The following is a 10,016-nucleotide window of genomic DNA, read 5'->3' as shown; positions in this document are numbered from 1 at the left end:
AAACGCCCGGTTACATTCCGAACCCGGAAGCTAAGCCTTACAGCGCCGATGGTACTGCAGGGGGGACCCTGTGGGAGAGTAGGACGCCGCCGAACAATCATTCAAAAGGGTTGGACCCCGAACTTCGGTTCCGGGTCCAACCCTTTTTTGTTCTGCGTCACTTGACGTTCACGTTGCGCAACGAGCATCCACTGCATGAGTACTGCTGCACTGCTCAGGGCCGCTGGTGTCGGAGTGGGCGACGAGGTCGTCGTACCGGCCTTTGGGAACGTGGAAGTCGCCGAAGCCGTGGCGATGGCAGGGGCGCTGCCGGTGTTCGCCGACATAGATCCGGCGACGTACTGCCTGGAGCCGGCCGCGGTGGAGGCGGCTGTAACTCCGCGGACGGCAGCCGTCGTTGTCGTACACCGCTTCGGAAGGCCCGCCGACGTCGGGCGGTTGCACGCGCTCGGCCGCCGGCACGGGCTGTTGGTGCTGGAGCACGGGGAATCCGAGGCTCCGTACGACGAGATGGCTCGGCGGCGGGAGCGGGCGGCGTTCCTCGATGCCAAGTTGAGGGGCGTGCGGACGCCCGAGAGCGGAGTCGGGCACACCTATCAGCAGTACGTCGTGCGGGTGCCGGGGAACGGCAGGCCCGACCGGGACGCCTTCGCACGCGCCATACGGGGCAAGGGCGTTGAGTGCCGCGTACCGGTGAAGACCCCCGTGCACCGGATGCCCGAGTTCCGGCGCTGCGTGTCCCTGCCCGAGACCGAGCGGGCCGCCGACGAGACGCTCGCGCTTCCCGTGGACGCGTCGCTGACCAGACGGGACATGCAGCGGATCGCGGCGGCGTGCAACGCGCTGGGCGGGCTGCTCCAGCCGACCGGCTGAGCGGCGGTTGGGAGCACGGGCACGTTCGGGGTATGATCTATTCCGTTGGCGAGCGGAAAACCCCGCACACGGCAACAGGCCCCTATAGCTCAGTCGGTAGAGCGTCTCCATGGTAAGGAGAAGGTCAACGGTTCGATTCCGTTTGGGGGCTCGGACAGAAAGGCCCCGCCCATTCGGGCGGGGCCTTTCTCATGCCCTGTGGGGAGTGCCCTCCCCGTAGGGCAACTCACGCTAATCCGTGTGCAGGCCCGGTACGCGCATGGCGAGGATCGCCATGTCGTCGGACGGGGGTTCGGAGGCGAAGCGTTCCACCGCGCGCATGATGCGGGCCGCGACCGCGCCGGCCGTCAGTCCGGTGCAGGTGGTCAGAACGTCGGCGAGGCCGTCGTCGCCCAGCATGCGGGGACCCTCGCGGCGTTCGGTGACACCGTCGGTGACGCAGAGGAGCACGTCGCCGGGATCGAGGGTGACCGTCTGCTCGTACAGCTCCAGGTCCTCGATGACGCCGAGGAGGGGCTGCGGCTCCGCCGCCGGTTCGACCGTGCCGTCCTGGCGCAGACGGAGCGGGAGGGGGTGACCGGCGCAGACCACCTTCAGTTCCGCGCTGCCGTCGTCCTGCGGGCGCATCTCGCCGTAGAGGAGGGTGAGGAAGCGGCTGCGGGCGCCCTCGTCGAGGATCGCGGAGTTGAGGCGCTCCAGGACCGCCGGGCCGCTGAGGCCCTCGCGGGCCAGCAGTCGGAGCGCGTGCCGGGCGAGACCGGTCACGGCCGCCGCGTTGGGGCCGGTGCCGCAGACGTCGCCGATGGCGAAGCCGTACGCGCCGTCACTGATCGGGAAGAGGTCGTAGAAGTCGCCGCCGACCTCGTTGCCCTCGCCGGCCGCGCGGTAGATGACCTCGACCTCGACGCCGTCGATCGTCGGCAGCTCCGGCGGCAGGAGACTGCGCTGGAGGGACTGGCTGATGGCCGTGCGCTCCGAGTAGAGGCGGGCGTTGTCCAGCGCCAGGGCGGCTCGCCGGGAAAGATCCTCGGCGAGCTCCAGGATCTCCTGGCGGAAGTGCTCGTCGGTCGGCTTGCCGAGCGTCAGCATGCCGATGACCCGGTTGCGGGCGACCAGCGGCAGGACCACCGTCTCGCCGCCGACCGCGGCGGCCGTCGCGAGGGTCGGGCCGATGCCCGGGGTGACCTGACGGGTCGGACTGCCACTGAGGCCGAGGCTGCGCATGGAGGTGCGCAGGGCCGCCTGGTGGGCGACCTCCGCGGGGGCGGACCAGACGCGGGCGCCGGGCGTGGGGACCGGGTCGGGCGGGGCGATCTTCGACAGCAGGGACTTGATGCCGTCGATCAGCTCCTCGTCCTCGTGCAGCACGTAGGAGAGGTACGGCTCGGAGGCCTGGTCGGCGATCGTGTACACGGCGCACCAGGTGGCGAGGGTCGGCACCGTCATCTGGGCCATCAGGGCCAGGGTCTGGTCCCGGTCCAGGGTGCCGGCCAGCAGGTCGGAGGCCTCGACGAGGAAGCTGAGCGAGCCGCGGCGCAGGCGCTCCAGTTCGCCCAGACGGGCCGACTCGACGGCGAGCGCGATGCGGTCCGCCGCGAACTGCAGGCGCAGCGCCTCTTCGTTGGAGTATCTGCCGGGTGCCTCGGCGGCGACACCGAGGGAGCCGGTGAGACGGCCCTCCACCTTCAGCGGGACGGTGACGACCGAGCGCATGCCGGTGCTGTTGAGGAGCGGCACCGCGCCGGGGACGGCGGCCAGGTCCTCGTGGACGGCCGGCATGCGGGCGGAGCCGTAGCGGCCGGGGCCGGCCTCGACGGGGACGCGGGCGAAGCGCTGGCGGGCCGAGGGCAGGCCGGTGGAGGCGCGGACCTCCAGTTCCGTTTCGTCGTCGGTGGCGAGGAGCAGGAAGGCGGAGTCGCCGTCGAGCATGTCGCGGGCGCGTTCCACCGTGCGCTGGAGCAGCCCGTCGAGGTCGTCCGGGGCCGGGGAGCCGATGAAGACCTCGAAGGGGTCGGTGTTCTGGCCCTCGGAGGTGCCGGACTTGTCGGACGCGGGGCCGCGCAGCGGGGTCTGCAGAACCGCCCGTTCGTGGTCCCGTACGAGGAGGCAGACCGTTGACGGTTCGCCGTCGGTGTCCCGTACTCGCAGGTGGGAGGCGTACACGGGGATCACCCGGCCGTGGGCGCCCCTGATGCCGTAGCTGCCCTCCCAGCGGGAGAGCTGGAGCGCGTCGGCGATGCCGGTGCCGGTGCCCGGGGTGTGCGGCCAGGCCGCGAAGTCGGTCAGCGGCTTGCCGGTGACCTGCTCGGCGGAGTAGCCGAAGAGTTCCTCGGCGTCCTCGTTCCAGGCGCTGACGGAGCCGGTCCGGTCGATCTGGACGACGGCGACGCGGACCCGGGTGTCGGCGAGCGGGAGGAGGTGGGCCGGCAGGGAGGGGCCGGCGGACCGGGCGCCGACGGGACGCTCGGGAAGGTCGAGCTGGAACCACACGGTCTTGTGGGTGGGTGTGTAGTCCACGCCCCAGTGGCCGGCCAGGGCCGCGCAGAGCTGGAGCCCCCGGCCTCCCTCGCGGTCGGGGTTGCCCATGGTGATGGCGGAGCCCTGGAGCGGGATCTCCCGCTCCGGATACCGGTCGGCCACCTCGATCCGTACGCCGTCGTCGCTGCGCAGACAGAGCAGGTCGGCGGAGGTGCCGGCGTGGACCACGGCGTTGGTCACCAGTTCGCTGGTGAGGACCACGGCGTCGTCGACGATGTCGGCGAAGCCCCAGCCCTGCAGGGTGTCGCGGACGAAGGACCGGGCGCTCGCGACCGATCGCCCCACGGGCTCGAAGCTGGCGGCCGCGCGCGCGGTGATCACAGAACTCCTCGACCGGTTCTCGACGGGCATGGCTCCCTGGCCGGCGGGCTCGTGCCGCTGCTGCGGCAGGCCGTCAGCCGGCCGTGGGTCCGGGGGCTGCTCCCCCGGGATCAGTCCGGTGGTCATGTGTGCGGCCGCCCTCCGATGCCCGCTCGTTCCCGTGCCACCGCCCAGGCCGGGCGGACCGGCGTGGCTGGACAGCCGGATGCAAGGTTACTTACCTTCACGGTCCGAGCGAATGCCGGTCTGCTGTGTTTCCGTCGGGAGGTGTTCTCCGTCCGGCGGGTGTGCGGACGATGTGCGAAGCTGCCGGTCTGTTATGGCCTGGTTCGGCGAGGGTGAAACACTGGGCAGGCTTGTGGTGGAGGTCCGGGCGGGCCGTGTGCCTTCCGCCCCGGGTGGGCAGCAGCCCCCTTGGCGGCGCCTTTGGAACGTCGGGCAGGACATCGCGGTAGTACGGGAAGAGCACAGGAACATCGGGAACGCCCCTGGCGGTGTGCCCGGGCACAGCGGTAACGGTCGACCCCTGCGGGAGGGACACAGTGGAGTCTGGCGCAGCGACGCGGGGCACGAAGACGACGCGCGCGAAAGGCGGACAGTCCCTGAGCAAGCCGGGAAGGGCGCGGGGCGGGACCACGACCGTGGACACGGCGGCCCTGAACCGGTTGATGACGGCGCTGGTGGCGATGCGGGACGGGAACTTCCGCAAGCGGCTCACGGTGTCCGGCGACGGCGTGATGGCGGAGATCGCGGCGGTCTTCAACGAGGTGGCCGACCGCAATCTCCACCTGACGGGTGAGCTGGCGCGGGTGCGCCGCATGGTCGGGCGTGAGGGAAAGCTCACGGAGCGGCTGGAGACGGGGGCCTGCGAGGGTTCCTGGGCGGTCGCGATCGACAACTCCAACGCGCTGGTGGACGACCTGGTGCGGCCCGTCTCCGAGGTGAGCCGGGTGCTGTCGGCGGTGGCGGAGGGCGATCTGTCACCGCGCATGGAGCTGCGGACGCAGGCGGCACCGGAAGGGGCCGGGCATCCGCTGCGGGGCGAGTTCCTGAAGGTCGCGCGGACGGTGAACAACCTGGTCGACCAGTTGTCGACGTTCACCGACGAGGTCACGCGCGTGGCCAGCGAGGTGGGCACCGAGGGCAAGTTGGGCGGTCAGGCCCAGGTGCGCGGCATGTCCGGCTCCTGGAAGGACCTGACGGACTCCGTCAACACGATGGCGGAGCGGCTGACGGCGCAGGTGCGCGACATCGCGCTGGTGACGACGGCCGTCGCGCGCGGTGACCTGTCCCGCAAGGTCACCGTGCACGTCGAGGGCGAGATGCTGGAGCTGAAGAACACCGTCAACACGATGGTGGACCAGCTCTCCGCGTTCTCCTCGGAGGTGACACGCGTCGCGCGCGAGGTGGGCACCGAGGGCGCTCTGGGCGGCCAGGCGCAGGTGCCCGGGGTGGACGGGGTGTGGAAGGAGCTCACCGACTCCGTCAACACCATGGCCGGGAACCTCACCGCGCAGGTGCGCGGGATCGCCGAGGTGACGACCGCGGTCGCCAACGGCGACCTGTCGCGGAAGGTGACGGTGCCGGCGCGCGGCGAGGTCGCGCAGCTCGCCGAGACGATCAACCAGATGACCGAGACGCTGCGGATCTTCGCGGACGAGGTCACGCGGGTCGCCAACGAGGTCGGGGCCGAGGGACGGCTGGGCGGTCAGGCGAACGTGCCGGGGGCGGCGGGGACGTGGAAGGACCTGACGGACTCCGTCAACACGGTGTTCCGGAACCTGACCACTCAGGTGCGGGACATCGCGGCGGTGACGACGGCGGTCGCCAACGGTGACCTGTCGCAGAAGGTCACGGTGGACGTGGCCGGCGAGATGCTGGAGCTGAAGAACACCGTCAACACGATGGTGGACCAGCTGTCGTCCTTCGGCGCCGAGGTCACGCGCGTGGCGCGCGAGATCGGCGTCGAGGGTGAGCTGGGCGGCCAGGCGCAGGTGCCGGGGGCGGCGGGGACGTGGAAGGACCTGACGGACTCCGTCAACACGGCGTTCCGCAACCTCACCGGACAGGTGAGGAACATCGCCCAGGTGACGACGGCGGTCGCCAACGGTGACCTGTCGCAGAAGGTCACGGTGGACGTCTCCGGCGAGATGCTCCAGCTGAAGAACACCGTGAACACGATGGTGGACCAGCTGTCGAGCTTCGCCGACCAGGTGACGCGGATGGCCCGGGACGTGGGCACGGAGGGCCGGCTGGGCGGTCAGGCGCGCGTGGACGGCGTGTCGGGCACCTGGAAGGAGCTCACCGACTCCGTCAACTCGATGGCGTCCAACCTGACGGGACAGGTGCGCAACATCGCGCAGGTGACGACGGCCGTCGCGCGGGGTGACCTGTCGCAGAAGATCGACGTCGACGCGCGCGGGGAGATCCTCGAGCTGAAGAACACCATCAACACGATGGTGGACCAGCTGTCGTCGTTCGCCGACCAGGTGACGCGGGTGGCCCGGGACGTGGGCACGGAGGGCCGGCTGGGCGGTCAGGCGCAGGTGCCCGGGGTCGCCGGTGTGTGGCGGGACCTGACGGACTCCGTGAACGGCATGGCGGGCAATCTCACCGCGCAGGTCCGCAACATCGCCCAGGTGGCGACGGCGGTGGCGCGCGGTGACCTGTCGCAGAAGATCACCGTGGACGCGCGCGGGGAGATCCTGGAGCTCAAGAACACGCTGAACACGATGGTGGACCAGCTGTCGTCGTTCGCCCAGGAGGTCACGCGGGTGGCCCGTGAGGTGGGTACGGAGGGCATCCTCGGCGGTCAGGCCGAGGTGCAGGGTGTCTCCGGCACCTGGAAGGACCTCACGCAGTCGGTGAACGGCATGGCGAACAACCTGACCCTCCAGGTGCGCAACATCGCCGAGGTCACCACGGCGGTCGCCAAGGGCGACCTGTCGAAGAAGATCACCGTCGACGCCAAGGGCGAGATCCTGGAGCTGGTGACCACCGTCAACACGATGGTGGACCAGCTGTCGTCGTTCGCCGAGCAGGTGACCCGGGTGGCCCGTGAGGTGGGCACGGAGGGCATCCTGGGCGGCCAGGCGCACGTGCCGGGTGTCACGGGCATCTGGAAGGACCTGAGCGACAACGTCAACCTGATGGCGAAGAACCTGACCACCCAGGTGCGGAACATCTCCCAGGTGTCCGCGGCCGTCGCCAACGGCGACCTGACGCGGCAGGTCAGCATCGAGGCGCGCGGCGAGGTGGCGCAGCTCGCCGACACCATCAACATCATGGTGAAGACGCTGAGCGCGTTCGCCGAGCAGGTCACGAAGGTGGCCCGCGAGGTGGGCACGGACGGCATCCTCGGCGGGCAGGCGCACGTGCCGGGTGTGGCGGGGACCTGGAAGGACCTCACCGAGTCGGTGAACCAGATGGCGTCCAACCTGACCGGTCAGGTGCGCAACATCGCCATGGTGACGACGGCCATCGCCAAGGGTGACCTGACGAAGAAGATCGACATCGACGCGCGCGGGGAGATCCTCGAGCTGAAGACCACCATCAACACGATGGTCGACCAGCTGTCGTCGTTCGCCGAGGAGGTCACGCGGGTGGCCCGCGAGGTGGGCACCGAGGGGCAGCTCGGCGGCCAGGCACGCGTGCGGGACGTGGACGGCACCTGGCGGGACCTGACCGAGTCCGTGAACGAGATGGCCGGGAACCTGACCCGGCAGGTGCGTGCCATCGCGCGGGTGGCGACCGCGGTGACCCGCGGTGACCTGAACCTGAAGATCGACGTGGACGCGTCCGGGGAGATCCAGGAACTCCAGGACTACATCAACAAGATGATCGCCAACCTGCGCGACACCACGATCGCCAACAAGGAGCAGGACTGGCTCAAGGGCAATCTCGCCCGCATCTCCGCGCTGATGCAGGGCCGCCGCGACCTGGAGGACGTGGCCTCGCTGATCATGAGCGAGCTGACGCCGGTGGTGTCCGCGCAGCACGGCGCGTTCTTCCTCGCGATGCCGCTGGTCGACGGCGAGGACCTGAACGCCGCGGACGACGACCAGTTCGAGCTGCGCATGCTCGGCTCGTACGGCTACTCCATGGGGTCCATGCCGACGTCGTTCCGGCCCGGTGAGGGGCTCATCGGGACGGCCGCCGTGGAGAAGCGCACGATCCTCGTGCAGGACGCGCCCAGCGGCTACCTGAAGATCTCCTCGGGACTCGGGGAGGCACCGCCGGCACAGGTGATCGTGCTGCCGGTGCTGTTCGAGGGGAAGGTGCTCGGCGTCATCGAGCTGGCCTCGTTCACGCCGTTCACGCACATCCAGAAGGACTTCCTCAACCAGATCGCCGAGATGATCGCGACGAGTGTCAACACCATCTCGGTCAACACCAAGACCGAGCGGCTGCTCTCGCAGTCCCAGGAACTGACCGAGCAACTGCGCGAGCGGTCGGCGGAGTTGGAGCAGCGGCAGAAGGCGCTCCAGGCGTCCAACGCCGAACTGGAGGAGAAGGCCGAGCTGCTGGCCCGGCAGAACCGGGACATCGAGGTGAAGAACACCGAGATCGAGGAGGCGCGGCAGGTCCTGGAGGAGCGCGCCGAACAGCTCGCGGTCTCCATGCGCTACAAGAGCGAGTTCCTCGCCAACATGTCGCACGAGCTGCGGACGCCGCTCAACTCGCTGCTGATCCTGGCGAAGCTGCTCGCCGACAACGCGGAGGGGAACCTCTCCCCGAAGCAGGTCGAGTTCGCCGAGACCATCCACGGTGCCGGGTCCGACCTGCTGCAGCTCATCAACGACATCCTCGACCTGTCGAAGGTCGAGGCGGGCAAGATGGACGTCTCCCCGACGCGCATCGCGCTGGTCCAGCTCGTGGACTACGTGGAGGCCACCTTCCGGCCGCTGACCGCGGAGAAGGGCCTGGACCTGTCGGTGCGGGTGTCGCCGGAGCTGCCGGCCACGCTGCACACCGACGAGCAGCGGCTGCTCCAGGTGCTGCGCAACCTGCTGTCCAACGCGGTGAAGTTCACCGACTCCGGGTCGGTCGAGCTGGTCATCCGGCCCGCCCGGGACGAGGTTCCGCAGGCCATCCGGGAGCAGTTGCTGGAGGCCGGTTCGCTGACCGACCCGGACGCGGACCTGATCGCGTTCTCGGTGAGCGACACGGGCATCGGCATCGCGGCCGGCAAGATGCGGGTGATCTTCGAGGCGTTCAAGCAGGCCGACGGCACCACCAGCCGCAAGTACGGCGGTACGGGTCTGGGGCTGTCCATCTCGCGGGAGATCGCGCAGCTCCTCGGCGGCGAGATCCACGCGCAGAGCGAGCCGGGCCGCGGCTCGACGTTCACGCTGTACCTGCCGCTGCACCCGAGCGAGCTGCCCCCGAACGGCTACCAGCAGCCCATGCCCGCGCTGGAGGCCGGTGACCTGGTGGCCTCGGCCGAGCTGACCGGGCCGCAGGCCGAGACGCCGGCCGAGGTGAAGTCGTACCGGGACACCCAGAACGGTCCGGCCGCGCTGTTCCGGCGCCGCCGCAGGATCACGCTGGAGCAGCGGCCCGCTCCGGAGGCCGAGCAGTGGTCGGACGTGGAGCAGCAGGAGCCGGCTCCCCGGCCGTCGAGCCGCGGCATCCGTTTCGGCGGGCAGAAGGTGCTGATCGTCGACGACGACATCCGCAACGTCTTCGCGCTCACCAGCGTCCTGGAGCAGCACGGCCTGTCCGTGCTGTACGCGGAGAACGGCCGCGAGGGCATCGAGGTGCTGGAGCAGCACGACGACGTGGCGGTCGTCCTGATGGACATCATGATGCCCGAGATGGACGGGTACGCCACGACCACGGCGATCCGCCGGATGCCGCAGTTCGCCGGGCTCCCGATCATCGCGCTCACCGCGAAGGCGATGAAGGGCGACCGCGAGAAGGCGATCGAGTCGGGTGCCTCCGACTACGTGACCAAGCCGGTCGACCCCGATCACCTGCTGTCGGTGATGGAGCAGTGGATGCGGGGGGAGTGAGACCGGCGCCCGGAGGGGGCGCGAAGGTGACGGGAAGCTCCGGTCTTCACATGAAGTTGCTGACGCGGTGTGCGCGAAGTCGTGTAGAAGTACGGGAATCGGGGAACCTTCTGGTCTCCCGCTGCGTTTCTGCTACGTGCACAGTGACATCGCGGTGACAGGGTGTGGCGACGGGCGGGGTGCGGCTACGATGACCGGCACAAGGACGGGCGGCGCAAGGGAGTCGTCCCCTGGAGCGGTACCCACCGGTACGGCCCCAGGTCCTGCGGA

General features: G+C 69.8%; 3 protein-coding genes, 1 tRNA gene and 1 rRNA gene. 4 read left to right on the top strand and 1 reads right to left on the bottom strand.

Annotated features, from left to right (window positions below; genetic code table 11):
- The 3 genes from rrf to ACF1DX_RS12640 all read left to right on the top strand — a co-directional run.
- Positions 1–95, top strand: a 5S ribosomal RNA gene (rrf, locus tag ACF1DX_RS12650); the annotation flags it as partial.
- Positions 96–195: 100 nt separating this feature from the next.
- Positions 196–873 carry a DegT/DnrJ/EryC1/StrS family aminotransferase gene (locus tag ACF1DX_RS12645; RefSeq protein WP_344567191.1) on the top strand — a complete coding sequence of 226 codons (678 nt, stop codon included), beginning with the start codon at positions 196–198 and terminating at the stop codon, positions 871–873.
- Between the two features lie 78 nt (positions 874–951).
- Positions 952–1,024 (top strand) — tRNA-Thr (locus tag ACF1DX_RS12640).
- Between the two features lie 80 nt (positions 1,025–1,104).
- On the opposite strand, the gene ACF1DX_RS12635 is transcribed toward ACF1DX_RS12640, so the two are convergent.
- Positions 1,105–3,858, bottom strand: a complete 2,754-nt coding sequence (locus ACF1DX_RS12635) for a SpoIIE family protein phosphatase (protein ID WP_391791169.1) — start codon at positions 3,856–3,858, stop codon at positions 1,105–1,107.
- 416 nt (positions 3,859–4,274) lie between these two features.
- On the opposite strand from ACF1DX_RS12635, the gene ACF1DX_RS12630 reads away from it, so the two are divergent.
- Complete coding sequence (locus ACF1DX_RS12630; protein ID WP_391791168.1) at positions 4,275–9,746, top strand: HAMP domain-containing protein; 5,472 nt, start codon at positions 4,275–4,277, stop codon at positions 9,744–9,746.
- The last annotated feature ends 270 nt before the right edge of the window (positions 9,747–10,016 follow it).

Origin of the sequence: Streptomyces sp. NPDC014676 (genome assembly GCF_043084105.1) — a bacterium.
Lineage (GTDB): Bacteria > Actinomycetota > Actinomycetes > Streptomycetales > Streptomycetaceae > Streptomyces.
The sequence above is the reverse complement of the archived record's forward strand: the minus strand, read 5'-3'. Positions and strand labels throughout refer to the sequence as shown.

Coding starts and splice junctions, on each gene's coding strand:
- ACF1DX_RS12645 (WP_344567191.1), top strand. CDS start 196: ATGAGTACTGCTGCACTGCTCAGGGCCGCTGGTGTCGGAGTGGGCGAC.
- ACF1DX_RS12635 (WP_391791169.1), bottom strand. CDS start 3,858: ATGACCACCGGACTGATCCCGGGGGAGCAGCCCCCGGACCCACGGCCG.